This is a genomic window from Bradyrhizobium sp. B117 (assembly GCF_038969555.1).
Classification (GTDB): domain Bacteria; phylum Pseudomonadota; class Alphaproteobacteria; order Rhizobiales; family Xanthobacteraceae; genus Bradyrhizobium.
This window is the reverse complement of sequence record NZ_CP152414.1, coordinates 9,521,882-9,538,621: the sequence shown is the minus strand read 5'-3', so window position 1 is coordinate 9,538,621 and position 16,740 is coordinate 9,521,882. Positions and strand designations below refer to the sequence as shown.

General features: G+C 64.5%; 15 protein-coding genes. 9 read left to right on the top strand and 6 right to left on the bottom strand.

Features of this window, described 5'->3' with window-relative positions; genetic code table 11:
• Window positions 1-57 precede the first annotated feature (57 nt).
• On the top strand, window positions 58-534 hold the full coding sequence (locus AAFG16_RS45290) for a MarR family winged helix-turn-helix transcriptional regulator (protein ID WP_342735688.1): 477 nt from the start codon (window positions 58-60) through the stop codon (window positions 532-534).
• A gap of 3 nt (window positions 535-537) precedes the next feature.
• Complete coding sequence (locus tag AAFG16_RS45285; protein ID WP_342735686.1) at window positions 538-1,983, top strand: MFS transporter; 1,446 nt, start codon at window positions 538-540, stop codon at window positions 1,981-1,983.
• Window positions 1,984-1,992: 9 nt separating this feature from the next.
• On the opposite strand, the gene AAFG16_RS45280 is transcribed toward AAFG16_RS45285, so the two are convergent.
• Window positions 1,993-3,429: a glutamine synthetase family protein gene (locus AAFG16_RS45280; RefSeq protein WP_342735684.1), complete on the bottom strand. Its 1,437-nt coding sequence runs from the start codon at window positions 3,427-3,429 to the stop codon at window positions 1,993-1,995.
• A gap of 193 nt (window positions 3,430-3,622) precedes the next feature.
• A complete protein-coding gene (locus tag AAFG16_RS45275; RefSeq protein ID WP_283082624.1) occupies window positions 3,623-4,981 on the bottom strand; it encodes an aromatic ring-hydroxylating dioxygenase subunit alpha in 1,359 nt (452 codons plus the stop codon).
• Window positions 4,982-5,093: 112 nt separating this feature from the next.
• Here AAFG16_RS45275 and AAFG16_RS45270 point away from each other — a divergent pair, with 112 nt between their 5' ends.
• Window positions 5,094-5,879, top strand: coding sequence for an IclR family transcriptional regulator C-terminal domain-containing protein (locus AAFG16_RS45270; protein WP_342735682.1), 786 nt, complete (start codon window positions 5,094-5,096; stop codon window positions 5,877-5,879).
• Window positions 5,880-5,950: 71 nt separating this feature from the next.
• Window positions 5,951-6,283, top strand: coding sequence for a PRC-barrel domain-containing protein (locus tag AAFG16_RS45265; RefSeq protein ID WP_342735680.1), 333 nt, complete (start codon window positions 5,951-5,953; stop codon window positions 6,281-6,283).
• Between the two features lie 154 nt (window positions 6,284-6,437).
• Here the strand turns inward: AAFG16_RS45265 and AAFG16_RS45260 are convergent, their stop codons facing one another.
• Together AAFG16_RS45260 and AAFG16_RS45255 are read right to left on the bottom strand one after the other, a co-directional pair.
• A complete protein-coding gene (locus tag AAFG16_RS45260; RefSeq protein WP_283082622.1) occupies window positions 6,438-6,833 on the bottom strand; it encodes a group II truncated hemoglobin in 396 nt (131 codons plus the stop codon).
• 270 nt (window positions 6,834-7,103) lie between these two features.
• The gene (locus tag AAFG16_RS45255; RefSeq protein WP_342735678.1) at window positions 7,104-8,012 is read right to left on the bottom strand and encodes a helix-turn-helix transcriptional regulator; all 909 of its coding nucleotides are present in this window, start codon (window positions 8,010-8,012) and stop codon (window positions 7,104-7,106) included.
• 152 nt (window positions 8,013-8,164) lie between these two features.
• On the opposite strand from AAFG16_RS45255, the gene AAFG16_RS45250 reads away from it, so the two are divergent.
• The 5 genes from AAFG16_RS45250 (at window position 8,165) to boxB (ending at window position 14,563) form a co-directional block, all read left to right on the top strand.
• Window positions 8,165-9,706, top strand: coding sequence for a benzoate-CoA ligase family protein (locus tag AAFG16_RS45250; protein ID WP_342735676.1), 1,542 nt, complete (start codon window positions 8,165-8,167; stop codon window positions 9,704-9,706).
• A 117-nt stretch (window positions 9,707-9,823) separates the two neighbouring features.
• Window positions 9,824-10,636 carry an alpha/beta hydrolase gene (locus AAFG16_RS45245; protein ID WP_342735674.1) on the top strand — a complete coding sequence of 271 codons (813 nt, stop codon included), beginning with the start codon at window positions 9,824-9,826 and terminating at the stop codon, window positions 10,634-10,636.
• A gap of 18 nt (window positions 10,637-10,654) precedes the next feature.
• Entirely contained in the window at window positions 10,655-11,179 is a 525-nt protein-coding gene (locus tag AAFG16_RS45240) for a DUF309 domain-containing protein (protein ID WP_342735672.1), read from the top strand.
• Window positions 11,180-11,298: 119 nt separating this feature from the next.
• Window positions 11,299-12,987 (top strand): 2,3-epoxybenzoyl-CoA dihydrolase, encoded by a 1,689-nt coding sequence (gene boxC, locus AAFG16_RS45235; protein WP_342735670.1) that lies wholly within the window; start codon window positions 11,299-11,301, stop codon window positions 12,985-12,987.
• A 124-nt stretch (window positions 12,988-13,111) separates the two neighbouring features.
• Window positions 13,112-14,563: a benzoyl-CoA 2,3-epoxidase subunit BoxB gene (gene boxB, locus AAFG16_RS45230; RefSeq protein ID WP_342735668.1), complete on the top strand. Its 1,452-nt coding sequence runs from the start codon at window positions 13,112-13,114 to the stop codon at window positions 14,561-14,563.
• 111 nt (window positions 14,564-14,674) lie between these two features.
• On the opposite strand, the gene AAFG16_RS45225 is transcribed toward boxB, so the two are convergent.
• Entirely contained in the window at window positions 14,675-15,493 is an 819-nt protein-coding gene (locus AAFG16_RS45225) for an enoyl-CoA hydratase/isomerase family protein (protein WP_027564162.1), read from the bottom strand.
• Window positions 15,494-15,579: 86 nt separating this feature from the next.
• On the bottom strand, window positions 15,580-16,740 hold the full coding sequence (locus AAFG16_RS45220; RefSeq protein ID WP_342735664.1) for an acyl-CoA dehydrogenase family protein: 1,161 nt from the start codon (window positions 16,738-16,740) through the stop codon (window positions 15,580-15,582).

The window sequence follows — 16,740 nt, the reverse complement described above, 5'->3', positions numbered from 1 at the left end:
ATATCGGGATATCCATCCATCTCATATACCGGGATATCCCGATATTTGGGAGGCGAGATGGCCGAGCAAGATCTGCCCGTTGTCGAACGAAACCGCTGCAATTGCCTGGCGTTGCGCAAGGCATCGCGCCACATGACGCTGTTCTACGACGCCGCGCTGGAGCCTTCGGGCCTTCGTTCGACGCAGTATGCCCTTCTGACCGAGATCCATCGCCGCGGCGATGCTCCACCCTCGATCGGCGACCTCGCCGAGGCGCTGGTGATGGACCAGTCGACCATCGGCCAGAACCTGCGGCCGCTGCAGCGCGACGGTCTGGTCACGCTCGAGCGTGACGAGGCCGATCGCCGGAGCCGGTTGGCGAAGCTGACGCAGGCAGGGCGCTCGCGCCTTGCCGATGCACGGCCGCTCTGGCTGGCGGCGCAGGAGAAATTCGAAAACGGATTTGGCAAGCGGGCTGCTGCCGAGCTGCGGAACGTGCTCGCCGGTATCGCCGGCGATCAATCGCTGATCGCCGACCGGCCAGAAAAGGCATAAGCCATGAACAATGTCGAACGTGCGACGTTTGCTCGCGCTGTGCCGCTTGACGATCTCTCGCTGCGGCCCAAGCCTCCCCGTCCGCCGGCGTCGCCGAACACGGTGCTGGCGATCGTCTGTGTCGGCATCTGCCTTGCCAATCTCGACCTCTTCATCGTCAACGTCGCGCTCCCGAGCATCGGGCAGGATTTCAAGGACGCTTCCCTCGACGACATGTCGTGGGTCCTGAACGGCTACGCCATCGCCTACGCGGCGCTGCTCGTGTTCTTCGGTCGGCTGGCCGAGCGCCACCGCCGGAATCTCAGCTTCCTGCTCGGCGTCGGCCTCTTCACGGTGGCATCGGCCGCCTGCGCCGCCGCCAGCAATGTCGAGATGCTGACCGCGTTTCGCATTGTGCAGGCCGCGGGCGCCGCGTTGATGACGCCGACTTCGCTCGGCCTGCTGCTGGCGGTGTTCGCGCCGGAGAAGCGCGGCGGTGCGGTGCGGACCTGGACGGCGATCGGCGGCCTTGCCGCCGCGCTTGGGCCCGTCGTTGGCGGCGTGCTCGTCGCCGTCAACTGGCGCTGGATCTTCTTCGTCAATGTCCCGATCGGCCTTATCGCCATGGTGATCGGCTGGTGGAAACTGCCGGAGATCGAGGGCCATGATGCGCCTCGTCCCAAATTCTTCGATGCGGTGCTGGTGACCGGCGGCATCGGCGCGCTGACCTTCGCCATCGTCAAGGTCAGCGACTGGGGCCTGCGCGCACCTGCCATCGGCTACAGCTTTGCGGCCGCGGCGATCCTGCTTGCATTGTTTGTCTGGCGTTGCCTTCGCCTGAAAAATCCCTTCGTCGATCCGGCGCTGTTTCGCATCCGCCAATTCACTGGCGCTGCCCTGGTGATGGCGCCGTACTCGGCTGCCTTCGGCGCCATGCTGCTGTCGGTCGCGCTGTGGGAGCAGACGGCGTGGGGATGGTCTGCGTTGCAGACCGGGCTCGCGATCGCGCCGGGGCCGCTACTGGTGCCGATCACGTCGCTGCTGGTCGCCGGGCGATTGATCGCGCGCTTCGGTGCTGCGCCCGTCGTCACGGCCGGTATCGTGGCGTTCGCTGCCGGTCTGGTTGCCTGGGCGAGCCTGATCGGCCCCGAGCCGCATCCGGCCTTCGTGATCCTGGGCATGATTCCGACCGGCATCGGCGTCGGCTTGACGTTCCCGACCCTGATGGGCGTCAGCGCCGCGGGCCTGCCGCCGTCGTCGTTCGCGACCGGCTCGGGCGTGATCAACATGATCCGCCAGGCCTCGCTCGCGATCGGTGTTGCGATCTTCGTTGCCATCATCGGCTCGCCTTCATCCCTGCCGGAGCGCCTCGTGGCGTTCCAGCGCGGATGGTGGGTGATGGTCGCGATCGTCGCGCTTGGGCTGGTGCCGACCTATCTCTACCTCAGGCAGAGGCCAAGGGCGTCCTGACGAGGCGCCTCAAAACACCTCGAAATATTCGCGGTGCTCCCAGTCGGTCACCTCTGCGAGGAAGCGGTCGATCTCGGCGTTCTTGATGTGGGTGTAGTAGTCGACGAACTCGGCCCCGAGCTTCTCGCGGAAGAACGGATCGTCCTTGAGCGCAGAGACTGCATCGCGCAGCGATTTCGGCAGCAGCGGCGCCTTGGTCTCGTAGGGCGTATCCGCTGACGGGCCGGGGTCGAGCTTGCGGTCGACGCCATCGAGGCCCGAGAGAATTTGCGAGGCCATGTAGAGATAGGGATTGGCGGCGGGCTCGCCGATGCGGTTCTCCAGGCGTGTGGCGGCATCATTGGCGCTGCCAAGCACACGGAGCATCACGCCGCGATTGTCGCGGCCCCAGATCGCGCGATCCGGTGCCAGCGAATAGGAGCGGTAGCGCTTGTAGCCGTTGATGGTCGGCGTCGTGAACACGGTCGAAGCGCGGGCGTGGTCGAGCAGGCCGGCGAGGTATGACTTGCCGAACGAGCTGAGCGGCTCGCCGCCCTCTTTGGCCATGAACAGGTTTTCGCCGCTCGCGCGCGAGACGATCGACTGGTGCAGGTGCCAGCCGCTCGCGAACACGTTCGGCAGTTTTGGCCGGCACATGAAGGTGGCGTGGTAGCCGTGGCGGCGCGCAATCTGCTTCACGGCGCTGCGAAACAGCACCATGTTGTCGGCGGGCTCCAGGCCCTTCTTCGGCGCGAAGGTGAACTCGCATTGGCTCGGCCCAAACTCGACCTCGACGGAGCGCAAGGGCAGCCCCAGTGCGACGATGTCGCGGCGCAAGATCTCCAGCACCGGCTCCATCTGATCGAACCGCTGCTCGGTCAGATATTGATAGCCGTGACTGAGGAGGCTCACCGAGGGCGGCGTGCCGGGCTGGCCTGCGTCCTCCGCGCGCATATGCGGATCGTCGAGCTTGAAGATGTGGAACTCGACCTCGAGCCCCGCGACGAAATCGAGGCCACGCCCGCCGAGCTCATCGAGCACGCGCCGGTAAAGGTTGCGCGTCGCGAACGGCACCGGGCGGCCATCGCCAAAATAGAGATCGCACAGCACCCAGCCCGTCGCCGGCGCCCACGGCAGCACGCGAAACGTGGTGGGGTCGGCGACCATCAGCACGTCGGCTGCGCCCTCCATCTCCTTCATGCCGAAGCCGCCGCCCGCGGTGAACACCGGGAACACCGTGCGGTGCGAGGTGTCCTTGGCGAGCATGGTGGTGGTGATCGAGCAGCCGCTCTCCAGCGAAGCGATCGCCTCGGTGGCGATGATGGTCTTGCCGCGCAGGATGCCGTGCTGGTCCGGGAAGGCGAGGCGGACGACTTCGAGGTTCTTGTCCTCGACGAGACGGCGCATGCGCTGGGCTGCGTCCTTCTGCTCATCCGACCACAGCCCATGACGCGCGACGAAAGTCACTTTGCTAGTTCCTTCTCGCTCGATGAGAGAATAGCGCACACTGTCATCGTCCGCGAAGGCGGACGATCCAGTATTCCAGAGACGGCAACGTATCCACGAGAGGCCGCGGCGTACTGGATGCCCCGCCTTCGCGGGGCATGACGGCGGAGAATGTGGAGCCGCCGTCGCGGCCCGCCGGCGGCGATCGGCATCGTCACTCCGCCGCCGTCAGCCGGTGTACGTTGTCAGCGATCTCCTTCGGCACCGGCGCCGTCCACGGCGCGCCGCGGCGGCGCTTGACGTCGACTTCCATCCAATAGGTTTCCCAGCCGCGCGTCGGGCCGATGCCGTCCATGGTGGCCGGGCCCTGGATGCTGCGCGCGTTGGCCTCGTCCAGAAACAGCATCGGCTTCTCGCCGCCCTGGACCTTCTCGATCTCCTGTCGCAGCAGGCGGCGATATTGCACGATCGCCTTGTCGGATTGGCCGAGATGTTCCTTGGTGCGGTCCTGGATCGCGCCCATCGATTCCACCGCCCATTGGTCATGGACGTTGATGTCGGTGCCCATGCCGGTATAGGTCGCGGTCTGCTGCTCGTGCGGATCGAAGCCGTAGTCGTTGGCTTTGTTCTTGCGGGACTTGTAATCGGGCAGCTCATAGAGCTCCAGCCGCTGGTCGCGCATCTTCTGCTTGTCGACGGGGTTCGAATAGCTGGTGAAGATCGCGTACCAGTAGCAGTTCTCGTCGTCGACCGGCACGTGCCACTGCGTGATCGTCATCTCCGTGCTCATGGGGATGACGAAGCCGTGCGGAAAGAGCTGGTTGGTGACGCGCACATGGGTGCGCTCCTCGTCGATCTCGCGCAGCGCAATCAGGCGCAGGCCGTATTCGGTGTGCTCGACATTGATGATCGGACGATCGTATTCGCGCAGGATCTTCGTCATCGGCAGGTCGCTTCCGGCGGAGGCGCCGCGGAACTGCTTGCCGTAGGCGGTCGAGGTGTCCTCGTCCTCGAAGAAGCGATGCAGATAGGAGGCGTGCGCGGGATCGATGCCGACCTCGAGCGCCTGGAGCCAGTTGCAGGCCATGTGGCCCTTGAACGCGAAGGTGTGAGTATCAGGCGCCACGAAGCAGTCGATCTCCGGAAATGCCGGCGGCTCGCCTTCGCCGAGATAGGCCCAAAGGATGCCGCTCTTCTCGACCACGGGATAGGAGCGCTGGCGGATGTTCTGGCACAGCTTCGAGTCCTTCGGCTCGGCCGGCGTCTCGATGCACTGGCCGGTGGCGTCGAACAGCCAGCCGTGGAAGGCACAGCGCAGGCCGCCATGCTCGAGCCGTCCGAAGGCGAGGTCGGCGCCGCGATGGGCGCAATGGCGATCGATCAGGCCGTAGCGTCCGCTCTCGTCGCGAAACAGCACCAGGTTTTCGCCGAGCAGCTTGACGGGACGGATCGGCCGCGCGCCCTCAAGCTCGTCGACCAGCGCCGCCGGCTGCCAGTAGCTCCGCATCAGTCTGCCGCACGGATCTTTCGGCCCGGTGCGGGTGATCAGGTCGTTCTGCTCCTGGCTCATCATGGCGGTCTCGTCCTTTTTCTGGAGGGCGTTTTGTTCGCCTATTGAACGAATGGGCGAATTATGACATGCCTTGGACCAGCAGCAAGCACTATTTTGCAGGATTGTCCCGGCCATGCCCAAGCTCAAACGGAGCGATAGCGAGGAGCGCGCGACGGATTTCGTCGAAGCGCTCGATCGCGGCCTGCGCCTGCTGCAGTGCTTTGGCACGACGACGGGTCCGATGACGCTGAGCGATCTCGCCCGCGCTGCCGATCTGCCGCGCGCGACCGCGCGGCGCATGCTGTTCACGCTCCAGCGCGGCGGCTACGTCTCTGGCGACGGCAAGTTGTTCTCGCTGACGCCGCATGTGCTGACGCTGGCGGCGTCCTATCTGCGCTCGAACCAGCTCGTCACGGTGCTGCAACCGGTGCTCGACCGCGTCGCCACTGCGGCGAACGAAATCTCCTCGCTCGCGGTGCTCGACGGCGACGAGGTCGTGTTCATCGCGCGCAGCAGCCCGGCGCGGATGTTTTCCGGCGGTCTCGAAATCGGCTACCGCCTGCCGGCCTTCTGCACCTCGGTCGGCCGCGCCATGCTCGGCCAGCGCGACGATACCGATCTCGCCGCGCGCCTGAAGGCGATGAAGCGCGAAGCGCTGACACCGCAGACGGTGACCGATCCCAAGGCGCTGCTGGCGCGCATCGCCGCCGATCGCGCGCATGGCTATTCGCTGGTCGACCGCGAGGCGGAGCCGCATTTCCGCTCGATCTCGGTGCCGGTGCGTCGCTACGACGGCGTGATCGTCGCCGCCATCAACATGGGGGCCCATGTCGACCGGGTTCCGGCGCAGGAATTGATCGACCGTTTCCTGCCGCTGCTGCGCGAAGGCGCGGAGGCGGTGCGGTCGCAATTGCTGTAGTTGGCGCTAGTTGACCCTACTCCCCGCCGTCTGTGCTATCATGCGCTCCACGCAAGATCAGGGAGCTCGCCATGCAGCACACCATGGTTCCCAGTGATCGCGTCGAGCACGTCGCTGTCTATGGTTGCGACGGCACGAAGCTCGGCACGATCGAACGATTGATGCTCGAGAAGGTAAGCGGAACGGTCGCCTACGCCGTGATCAAGACCGGCAGGCTGCTCGGTACGCATCACCATTATCCCGTGCAGTGGAGCGCGCTGAAATATGATCCGGGACGTCAGGCCTTCCAGGTCGATCTGACGTCGGAGCAATTGAGCAGCGGCCCGTGCGAAGTCGATGGCGATGAATTCGACTGGGGCGACCGCTCGCGGCCGTACCAGCATCCGAACTACTGGTCGGTCTAAAGCATGATCCGGAAAAGTGCGCAGCGGTTTTCCGAAAAGATCATGCTCAAACAACAATCTAAAGCGCGATGACGATTGATCCCAATCTCATCGCGCTTTAGTCGATGCGAATGCAATCGTCCCGCCGTTCCACGGCCACGCCGGAGAGATGCTGTCATGGCCGGTTGCGCATCCAGTCGGCGAGGCCCGATATCGCGCGGTCGAGGTCTTTTCGCGCGACGCTATCGATCACCGTCTCCTCCATCGCACCGCGCATGCAGAGCAGCCACGCGTCGCGCTCGGCGTCCCCAATGGCAAAGCCGATATGCCGCTGGCGCAGCCGCGGATGGCCCTTCTCGGGCGAATAGAGTTTTGGACCTCCCGTCCATTCGGTGAGATAGCGCTTCAGCACGTCCCTGATCAGGCCGAGGTCGTCCGCATGCATCGCACGGATGACTTGCGCTTCAGGCAGCGTGTCCATGCGGTCGTAGAAGCGATCGACGAGGGCGTCGATCGTGGCCCTGCCGCCGATCCGCTCGAACATGGAGGTGGTGACGTCGCTGGAGGTCATCGTGGGTCCTGTCTGCTGCAAGACGCTTCATATCGTCTCTGTTTCAGAAACGAAAAGGGATGCAAAGCGTATCCGCGCGAGCAACTGCGCTCCCTCCCCCCTTGCGGGGGAGGGCGGGGGAGAGGGGTAGCCCAGGTAAAGGTGTTTGTTGTCCCGAAGGAGACGAAGCGCGTTGCGCGAACGATGGAGTCCCCGTGTGGTACCCCTCTCCCTAGCCCTCCCCCGCAAGGGGGGAGGGAACGCAGCGGAATGTGCCGTGCGAGATCGCTCCTACAGCGCCACGCTCCGCAGCCCAAAGCTGCGGGCTTCGTTCTGCAGCACCGGGCGCACCGCATCGATCAGCCTTGCAGCCGCCGCGTCGACACTCAGCCCCGCCGTATCCACCACCGCGGTCGCGCGCGCATAGAGCGGCTCGCGGCTCAGCAAGATGTTGCGCAGCTCCGCCATGGCGGAACGATCATCGGCCATCGGGCGCAGATCGCCCTGGCTGCGGACCCGGGCCATGTGCTCCTCGGGCTCGGCCTTCAGCCAGATCGTGTAGAACGAGGTCAGGATCTGGTCGAAGGTCAGAGGCTCAGAGACAATGCCGCCGCCGGTTGCCAGCACCATCAGCTCGTTGCGCGCGAGCAGCTGCTGCAGCGCCGCCTGCTCCATGCGGCGAAAGCCCTCCTGGCCGTACAGCGCGATGATCTCGGCGACCGAAAGGCCGTTCTGCTGCTCGACCTCCTTGTTGAGCTCGACAAAGCTCCAGCCGATCTTTTTCGCCAGCATCCGCCCAAGCGTCGACTTGCCGGCGCCGCGCAAGCCGATCAGCGCGATGCCGCAGAACGGCGCGCGCCGCGGCGCGGACGCGCTGCCCCCAGTGAGCAGATCTTTTGCCTGCGCGATCTGCGCCGGCGTCGCCTTGCGCAAGAGATCGCGAAACATCTGCCAGTCCGGCGTCGGATCCGCCGAGGGAAGCAGGTCTTCGAGATGCGCGCCCATCGCGTCGGAGACGCGACGGAGCAGCACGATGGAGACATTGCCCTTGCCGCTCTCGAGCTGCGCGATGTAGCGCTCCGAAATTCCTGATACCTTGGCGAGCACTTTTCGCGACATGCCGCGCAGCGCGCGCATGGTGCGCACGCGCTGGCCGAGCTGTTCGAGAAAGCGGGATTCGGCGTCGGGACTGTCGGTCATGGATTACAGATCATGGACCTTCTTTAGCGGATGCCTTCTTCAAAAGAGGTCTTGCGGCGCGTTTTAATGAAACATAATGCCTGCTGGCATTGACAGCAAGCTGTCACAGTGTCTTTCTATGAATTATAATTCTAAATTCGGGGGAGATGTCCGTGAGCGAGGGATCCTATAACGCGGTGACCTGGCTGCTCGACCGCAACGTCGAGGAGGGCCGAGCCAACAAGCTCGTCTTCGACGACACCGTCTCGCGGCTCACCTATGGCGAGCTCCAGCGCGACACCCGCCGCGCCGCCAACATGCTGCGCCGGCTCGGCGTCCGCCGCGAGGAGCGCGTGGCGATGATCATGCTGGATACGGTCGACTTCCCGATCGTGTTGTTGGGGGCGATCCGCGCCGGCATCGTGCCGGTGCCGCTCAACACGCTGCTGACGGCGGATCAGTACGCCTACATCCTCGCCGACTGCCGCGCCCGCGTGCTGTTGGTGTCCGAAGCGCTCTATCCCGTCATCAAGGACGTGGTCGGCCGCATGCCCGATCTCGAGCATGTCGTGGTCTCCGGCGCCAAGCAGAACGGCCACAAGCAGCTCGCCGAGGAGATCGCGGGCGAGAGCGACCAGTTCACGACCGCCGCGACCCATCCGGACGAGCCGGCGTTCTGGCTCTATTCGTCGGGCTCGACCGGCATGCCCAAGGGCGTGCGCCATCTGCACGCGAATTTGCAGGCGACCGCGGACACCTATGCCAAGCAGGTGCTCGGCATCCGCGAAAACGACGTCTGCCTCTCCGCGGCAAAACTGTTCTTCGCCTATGGCCTCGGCAATGCGCTGACCTTCCCGATGTCGGTCGGCGCCACCGTGATTTTGAACAGCGAGCGCCCGACGCCGGCGCGGATGTTCGACCTCATGAACAAATACAATCCGTCGATCTTCTATGGCGTGCCGACACTGTTCGCCGCGATGCTCAACGACGAGACGATGAAGGCAGAGCGCGGCGGCAAGTCCTTACGCATCTGCACCTCGGCCGGCGAGGCGCTGCCGGAATCCGTCGGCAACAGCTGGAAATCGCGCTTCGGCGTCGACATTTTGGACGGCGTCGGCTCAACAGAGCTGCTGCACATTTTTCTCTCGAATGCGCCGGGCGACATCAAATACGGCTCGTCCGGCAAGCCGGTGCCCGGCTATGCAGTGCGGCTCGTCAACGAGGCCGGTCAGGACGTCGCCGACGGCGAGGTCGGCGAGCTCCTGGTCGATGCGCCCTCCGCCGGCGAGGGCTACTGGAACCAGCGCCACAAGAGCCGCCGCACCTTTGAAGGACCGTGGACCCGGACCGGTGACAAATATGTCCGCGACGGCGAGGGCCGCTACACCTTCTGCGGCCGCGCCGACGACATGTTCAAGGTGTCCGGTATCTGGGTCTCGCCGTTCGAGGTCGAGAGCGCGCTGATCACGCATCCGGCCGTGCTGGAAGCCGCTGTCGTGCCCGAGGCCGATGCGGAAGGCCTGTTGAAGCCGAAGGCCTTCGTCGTGCTGCGTCCGGGCGCGAAGACCGGTGACTTGCAGGAGATGCTGAAGGAGCACGTCAAGCAGAAGATCGGTCCGTGGAAATATCCGCGCTGGATCGACGTGGTGGACTCCCTGCCGAAGACGGCGACGGGGAAGATCCAGCGCTTCAAGCTGCGGGAAGGGACGGGTTAGCAATTGGTCGTCATGGCCGGGCTTGACCCGGCCATCCACGTGCAGCCGCGATTCGGGAAGGACGTGGATGCTCGGGTTCAAGCCCGGGCATGACGACGGAGAGAGAAGAGCGAAGTAATGACCAATCTCACCCCCACCGGCTTCCTCAGCATCGGCAGCGCCAGTTTCGAATACAAATGGCTGGCGCCGCTAGTCCCCGACGCGCCGACCATCGTGATGCTGCATGAAGGCCTAGGCTCGGTCGGCCTCTGGGGCGATTTCCCGGAGAAGCTTCGAGAGGCCACCGGCGCCGGCATCTTCGTCTATTCGCGTGCGGGCTACGGCCAGTCGAGCCCGGTGACCTTGCCGCGGCCGCTCGATTACATGCAGCGCGAGGCGCTCGACGTGCTGCCGAAGCTGCTCGACGCGATCGGCTTCAAGCGCGGCCTCCTGCTCGGCCATTCCGACGGCGCCTCGATCGCGACGATCTATGCCGGCGCGCATCAGGATCATCGCCTGAGCGGCCTCGTGCTGATCGCACCGCATTTCATCGTCGAGGACGTCTCGGTGCAGTCGATCGCCGCGATCAAGACCACCTTTGAGACGACAGATCTCAAGACAAAGCTGGCCCGCTGGCACAAGCACGTCGACAACGCCTTCTATGGCTGGAACGGCGCCTGGCTCGATCCGAAGTTCCGCGATTGGGACATCTCGGAATACCTCGCCTATATCCGCGTTCCCGTCATGGTTCTGCAAGGTGTCGATGACCAATATGGGACACTGCGCCAGGTCGAAATTGCGCAGGAAGAATGTTACTGTCCGGTAGATTTGAAAATTATTTCAGACGCGGGGCATTCCCCGCATCGTGAAGCGCCAGGGGTGACGCTTGACGCGATCGAGCAATTTGCAAAGGCGGCCCTGCGCCACGATCAGGGACTTCACGCCGCATGACATTGCGGAGGCACATCGATGAATGTGCCTTCACATGCAGGTGGCCGATTGTCGTGGCCGCGATGGGCCTATGTGCCGGGCGAGGCCGGCGGGGCCGAGGCCGATTCCGAAACGCTGGACACGGCCAAGGAGCTGGTGCCTGCGGCCTTCCGCGGCCATGTGCCGGCGCGGCATCCGGCGCTGCGCTACGGCCTCGCACTCAACGACCGCGGCTATTTCTGGGAAGCGCAGGAGGTGCTCGAAGCAGTCTGGGCCGCTGCTCCTCAAGGCGGCCGTGAGCGCATCCTGCTGCGGGCCTGCGTTCACATCGCCAATGCGAATCTGCGGCTGCGCATGCAGCGGTCGCGTTCGGCCGCGCGCCTGTTCGGAGATGCGCTCGGGGAGTTGAAGGCGCTGAGCTCGCGCAAGGTAGCCGCCGGCGGCGACGGCTTCGTCGAGAGCTTTCCGGTCGCGGCCCTGGCGGCTCAGCTCCAGGCCAAGCTCGACGGTCCCGAGCTCTCCAAGGGGGACTGGATCCCCCTCGGCACCATCGTTCGGTCCTAAGAGGCGCATGAAACAAAGTGCATGCATTGGCCGTTAAGGGCTAGACGCCCTCCAAAAGATGCACTATTGTGCATCTAACGGTAAACGCCAGAACGCATAATCAAGCTTAGGGATGACCCATGGCCGGGGAAGAACGGCGCCTCGCAGGCGGCGCGACATTCATCGATTTCCAGACCAATCCGTCCCGCTACAAGCACTGGAAGCTCGCGGTCGATGGCGACGTCGCGACGCTGACCATGGATGTCGACGAAAATGGCGGCCTGTTCGAGGGCTACCAGCTCAAGCTCAATTCCTATGATCTCGGCGTCGACATCGAGCTCGCCGACGCGATCCAGCGCCTGCGCTTCGAGCATCCCGAGGTGAAGGTGGTGGTGATGCGCTCGGCCAAGAACCGCGTGTTCTGCGCCGGCGCCAACATTCGCATGCTGGCGGGCTCGACCCACGCCCACAAGGTCAATTTCTGCAAGTTCACCAATGAGACCCGCAACGGTATGGAGGATTCGTCCGAGAATTCCGGCCAGCGCTTCATCACCGTGGTGAACGGCTCGGCCGCCGGCGGCGGCTATGAGCTCGCGCTTGCGACCGACCACATCATCCTCGCCGACGACGGCGCCTCTGCCGTGGCGCTGCCGGAAGTGCCGCTGCTCGCCGTGCTGCCCGGCACCGGCGGCCTCACCCGCGTCGTCGACAAGCGCAAGGTGCGCCGCGACCACGCTGACTTTTTCTGCACCATCGAGGAAGGTGTGAAGGGCAAGCGCGCCGTGCAGTGGCGTCTCGTCGACGAGATCGCGCCGAACTCCAAGTTAGAGGCCAAGATCGCCGAGCGCGCCAAGGAATTCGCCGGCAAGTCGAAGCGCGCCGGCAGCGGCAAAGGCATCGCGCTCTCCCCGTTGAAGCGGACGATCGACGAGACCAGCATCCGCTATGGCTTCGTCACGGTCGATATCGACCGCGCCGCCCGCATCGCCACCGTCTCGATCAAGGCGCCTGAGACTGCGCCGCCCGCCGACATCGACGGCATGCTGGCGCAGGGCGCCGCGTTCTGGCCGCTGCAAGTGGCGCGCGAGCTCGACGATGCCATCCTTCACTTACGCATCAACGAGCTCGAGATCGCGATGCTCGTCTTCAAGAGCCATGGCGATCGCGCCCATGTGCTCGCGCACGACGCTTTCCTAGAAGCCAACAAGGCGCACTGGCTGGTCAACGAGATCAGGCACTACTGGAAGCGCGTGCTCAAGCGCATCGACGTCACCTCGCGCACCCTGGTGACGCTGGTCGAGCCCGGCTCCTGTTTTGCCGGCACGCTCGCCGAGCTCGTGTTCGCCGCTGACCGCTCGTACATGCTGATCGGCACGCGCCAGGGCGACAACCGCCCGCCGCCGTCGATCGAACTTTCCGCGATGAACTTTGGCCCATATCCGATGAGCCACGGGTTGACGCGGCTGGAGTCGCGCTTCCAGGCCGATCCGGCCGATGTCGAACGCGCCGAAGCCACGCTCGGCACCAGCCTCGACGCCGAGCAGGCGGAAGAGCTCGGGCTCGTCACCTTCGCGCTCGACGACATCGACTGGGACGACGAGGTCCGCGTGTTCCTGGAGGAGCGCGCCAGCTTCTCGCCCGACAGCCTCACCGGCATGGAAGCGAGCCTGCGCTTCGTCGGTCCCGAGACGATGGAATCGAAGATCTTCGCGCGCCTCACCGCCTGGCAGAACTGGATATTCCAGCGTCCGAACGCGGTCGGCGAGGAAGGCGCACTGCGCCGCTACGGCAGCGGGCAGAAGCCGAAATTCGACATGACGAGAGTTTGACGACATTCACTGCGTCATGGCCGGGCTTGTCCCGGCCATCCACGTTCTTCGTTCGAGCAAGCAAGAACGTGGATGCCCGGCACAAGGCCGGGCATGACGGAAAGAGATCGCAAGGAGCACGGCCATGAACATGAACATCATGAACGTCGACTACTCGACCAAGATTCCCAACAACGTCAATCTCGCTGAAGACCGCCAGGTGCTCAAAGCGCTGGAGGGCTGGCATCCCGGTTACATGGACTGGTGGAGCGACATGGGGCCGGAAGGCTTCCAGGAGTCGCTGGTTTACCTGCGCACCGCTTACTCCGTCGATCCGCGCGGCTGGGCCAAGTTCGACTATGTGCGCATGCCCGAATATCGCTGGGGCATCCTGCTTGCTCCCCAGGAAGAGAACCGCGTCGTGCCGTTCGGCGAGCATTATGGCGAGCCGGCCTGGCAGGAAGTCCCGGGCGAGCATCGCGCCATGCTGCGCCGCCTGATCGTGATCCAGGGCGATACCGAGCCGGCCTCGGTCGAGCAGCAGCGCCATCTCGGCAAGACCGCGCCCTCGCTCTACGACATGCGCAATTTGTTTCAGGTCAATGTCGAGGAAGGCCGCCATCTCTGGGCGATGGTCTATCTGCTCCAGAAATATTTCGGCCGTGACGGCCGAGAGGAAGCCGATGATTTGCTGCGCCGCCGCTCCGGCGATGCGGACGCGCCGCGCATGCTCGGTGCCTTCAACGAGGCGACGCCGGACTGGCTGTCCTTCTTCATGTTCACCTACTTCACCGACCGCGACGGCAAGATGCAGCTGCACAGCCTGGCGCAGTCGGGCTTCGATCCGCTGTCGCGCACCTGCCGCTTCATGCTGACCGAGGAAGCGCACCACATGTTCGTCGGCGAGACCGGCATCACCCGCGTCGTGCAGCGCACCTGCGATGCCATGCGCGAAGCCGGCATCACCGATCCCACCGACATCGCAAAAGTCCGCGCGCTCGGCGTGATCGATCTGCCGACCATCCAGAAGAAGCTGAATTTGCACTATACGCTGTCGCTCGACCTGTTCGGCTCGGAAGTCTCGACCAACGCGGCGAACGCCTTCAACGCCGGCATCAAGGGGCGCTATCACGAGACCCAGATCGAGGACGATCACCAGCTCAAGAACGCGACCTATCCGGTGCTCAAGTTCATCAATGGCGAGATCAAGCTGGTCGACGAGCCGGCGCTGACCGCGCTCAATATGCGCCTGCGCGACGACTACAGCCAGGACTGCGTCAAGGGCATGCTGCGCTGGAACAAGGTGATCTCGACCGCGGGCTACGATTACAAGCTGACGCTGCCGAACGTCGCCTTCCATCGTCACATCGGCGAGTTCAAGGACATCCACGCGACGCCCGACGGCATTTTGATCGACGAGGCCACCTGGATGAAGCGCAAGGACGAGTGGCTGCCGTCGACGGCCGATGGCGACTTCATCACCTCGTTGATGCAGCCCGTCACCGAGACCGGCAAGTTCGCTTCCTGGATCTCGCCGCCGAAGGTCGGCATCGACAACAAGCCGGGCGATTTCGAATACGTGAAGATCGAGTCGTAAGGCTACGACGCGGCCTCACTGTCGTCCCGGATAAGAAAGACGCCTGGCAACGCAGTTGCCAGGCGTCTTGCGTAGATCGTGGACTGGGCCAGAGTTGACACGAAGGGCGAGCTACCGCCCCTTAAAATTCGCCGCGCGCCGCTCTTCCGTGGCCTTCACGCCTTCCTTGAAATCTTCCGTCGCGCGCAGGCGGGTCTGCTCGGCGAGCTCGTGGTTGGTCGCGGCCATCACGCGGTCGGCGAGGCCATTGCGCATCGTGGCGCGGGTGGAGAGCAGGCCGAGCGGAGAGCATTCGGCGATCTCACCCGCGAGCTTCATCGCGGCCGCCTTGACCTGGTCCTGCGGCACCAGCTCGTTGGCGAGACCCCATTTCACCGCCTCTTCGCCGGTGACGCGACGGCTGGTGTAGAACATCAGCTCGGCATTGTTCTTGCCGATCAGCTCGGGCAGCGTCACGGTCAGGCCGAAGCCGGGATGAAAGCCGAGTTTTGTAAAATTCGCGGAGAAGCGGGCTTCGGGGCAGGTGACGCGGAAATCGGCCGAGACCGCGAGGCCGAGGCCGCCGCCGATGGCTGCGCCCTGCACGGCGGCGACGATCGGCTTCTTGGCGCGGAAGATGCGCACGGCCTGGATATAGAGATGGCTGATCGGCCCGAGATTGTCGGCGGGATCGCCCTTTGCCTTCTTCTCGGCCTCGCGCGCTTCCTGCGCCTGTCGCGCCGGGTCGCCGAAATTGGCGCCGGCGCAGAACGCCTTGCCCTGCGCCGAGAGAACCGAGGCGCGGATCTCGATGTCGCGGTCGAACTCGTCGAGCGCGTCCGCGATCTGGTTGATCAGCGAGATGTCGAAGAAATTGAGCGGCGGGCGGCGGATCTCGATGGTGCCGACGTGTCCGACCTTCTCGACGCCGATATCTGTATATGTGCTCATTTTCGTCTCCAGTATCTCAGTAGCGAAGAACCACCTCTCCCCATGGGAGAGGTGAACGAAGCGCGGCACCGGGGTTTCGATCCCATCTAGCGCAGGCCCAATCCGCGGGCGATGATGCCGCGGAGCACCTCGGTGGTGCCGCCCTGGATGGTGAGTTTCGGCGCGGTCTTGATGGCGAAGTCGAGCTGCCGTTCCAGCGTCTCGCGATTGGTCGCGGTCTCCTCGACGAAGGCGGCGAGGTCGCGCACGCGGTGCGGAAGCTGCTGCTCCCAGACCGTGCCGATGTCCTTGACGATGGAGGCCTCGACTACCGGCTCCTTGCCGGCCTCCAGCATGCCGGCCACCGAGACCGACATGCGCCGCATGGTGTGGAGCTGGGCGACGAGGCGGCCGATGCCCTCGGCGCTGCGCGTATCCGGGTTAGGGCCGACCGCGCGGACCAGCTCGGTCAGCACATAGTAGGTTTCGAGGAAACGCTCGGGACCCGAACGCTCATAGGCAAGCTCGCTGGTCGCCTGCTTCCAGGCGCCGTCGACTTCGCCGAGCACGTGATCGTCGGGAATGAAGTGATCGGTGAAGACGACCTCATTGAACTCGTACTGGCCGGTGATCTGGCCGATCGGGTTCACCTTGATGCCCGGCTGCTTCATCTTGACCAGGAACTGGGTCAGGCCGTGGCGGCGGTTTTCCTTGGTCGGCGGCGAGGTCCGGAAGATCGCGATCATGTAGTCGGCGATATGCGCAGACGAGGTCCAGATTTTTGTGCCGTTGATGAGATAGCCGCCATCGGTCTTGGTCGCGCGCGTCTTCGCCGCGAACAGGTCCGAGCCCGAGTTCGGCTCGCTCATGCCGATCGCGAAGCAGATCTCGCCGCGGCAGATGCGCGGCAAAATCTCCATCTTGATGTGCTCGGGTGCGTATTTCAGCAGCACCGGGCCGCTCTGGCGGTCGGCGACGAAGAAGCGCCGCGTCGGCGCGTTGGCGACGCGCATCTCCTCGGTGACGACGTAGCGCTCGAGGAAGGAGCGCTCCTGGCCGCCATACTTTTTCGGCCAGGTCATCCCCAGCCAGCCCTTGGCGCCGACCCGGCGGGAGAATTCCGGCGCGTCGGTGTCTTCGCGGTTGGGCTTGTGCGGATCGAAGGTGCCGGCGGCGATCTCGTCGGCGAGGAAAGCCCGCACTTCCTTGCGCAGTTGCTCGCACTTCTCGGGCAGGCGGATCGGATCGAAACGGAGGGCTGCGGTCAT

Bases quoted from the DNA above. Each gene is read 5' to 3' on its own strand.
- AAFG16_RS45290 (WP_342735688.1), top strand. From the start codon at position 58: ATGGCCGAGCAAGATCTGCCCGTTGTCGAACGAAACCGCTGCAATTGC.
- AAFG16_RS45285 (WP_342735686.1), top strand. From the start codon at position 538: ATGAACAATGTCGAACGTGCGACGTTTGCTCGCGCTGTGCCGCTTGAC.
- AAFG16_RS45275 (WP_283082624.1), bottom strand. From the start codon at position 4,981: ATGATGAGCCAGGAGCAGAACGACCTGATCACCCGCACCGGGCCGAAA.
- AAFG16_RS45270 (WP_342735682.1), top strand. From the start codon at position 5,094: ATGCCCAAGCTCAAACGGAGCGATAGCGAGGAGCGCGCGACGGATTTC.
- AAFG16_RS45265 (WP_342735680.1), top strand. From the start codon at position 5,951: ATGCAGCACACCATGGTTCCCAGTGATCGCGTCGAGCACGTCGCTGTC.
- AAFG16_RS45260 (WP_283082622.1), bottom strand. From the start codon at position 6,833: ATGACCTCCAGCGACGTCACCACCTCCATGTTCGAGCGGATCGGCGGC.
- AAFG16_RS45255 (WP_342735678.1), bottom strand. From the start codon at position 8,012: ATGACCGACAGTCCCGACGCCGAATCCCGCTTTCTCGAACAGCTCGGC.
- AAFG16_RS45245 (WP_342735674.1), top strand. From the start codon at position 9,824: ATGACCAATCTCACCCCCACCGGCTTCCTCAGCATCGGCAGCGCCAGT.
- AAFG16_RS45240 (WP_342735672.1), top strand. From the start codon at position 10,655: ATGAATGTGCCTTCACATGCAGGTGGCCGATTGTCGTGGCCGCGATGG.
- boxC (WP_342735670.1), top strand. From the start codon at position 11,299: ATGGCCGGGGAAGAACGGCGCCTCGCAGGCGGCGCGACATTCATCGAT.
- boxB (WP_342735668.1), top strand. From the start codon at position 13,112: ATGAACATGAACATCATGAACGTCGACTACTCGACCAAGATTCCCAAC.
- AAFG16_RS45225 (WP_027564162.1), bottom strand. From the start codon at position 15,493: ATGAGCACATATACAGATATCGGCGTCGAGAAGGTCGGACACGTCGGC.
- AAFG16_RS45220 (WP_342735664.1), bottom strand. From the start codon at position 16,740: ATGACCGCAGCCCTCCGTTTCGATCCGATCCGCCTGCCCGAGAAGTGC.